This is a genomic window from Adlercreutzia equolifaciens (assembly GCF_029076695.1).
GTDB lineage: Bacteria > Actinomycetota > Coriobacteriia > Coriobacteriales > Eggerthellaceae > Adlercreutzia > Adlercreutzia equolifaciens_A.
This window is the reverse complement of sequence record NZ_JARFIK010000272.1, coordinates 1-315: the sequence shown is the minus strand read 5'-3', so window position 1 is coordinate 315 and position 315 is coordinate 1. Positions and strand designations below refer to the sequence as shown.

Genomic DNA, 315 nt, shown 5'->3' with positions numbered 1-315 from the left:
CCGCGACGGGCCTGGCGCCGCTGTTCCAGGCGGGCGCGGAGCGCATCTATGCGCTTGCGAGCATGGGCAAGGGCGTCGTTGGAGTAGCGCTCCAGCGAACCCAGCGATAAGCGACGGTCGAAGGCCGCACGCTTGATGAACAGCCAAATGGCCAGCAAAATGCCGGCAATGCCTACGTGGATGGTGCCCTGGAACAGAAACTCGCTGCCCGCTATGAGCACCAGCTGGCACAGCGTGAAAGCCCACGCGGTACGGAAGCGCAGAATAAGTCCGACGGCGCATACCAAAAGCAGCATGGAGCCCACAATAAGCGGC

1 pseudogene is annotated in these 315 nt (G+C 62.9%); it reads right to left on the bottom strand.

Going from position 1 to position 315, the window contains the following annotated elements:
- Positions 1-315 (bottom strand): annotated as a pseudogene (locus PZH32_RS12370) (hypothetical protein); the annotation flags it as partial.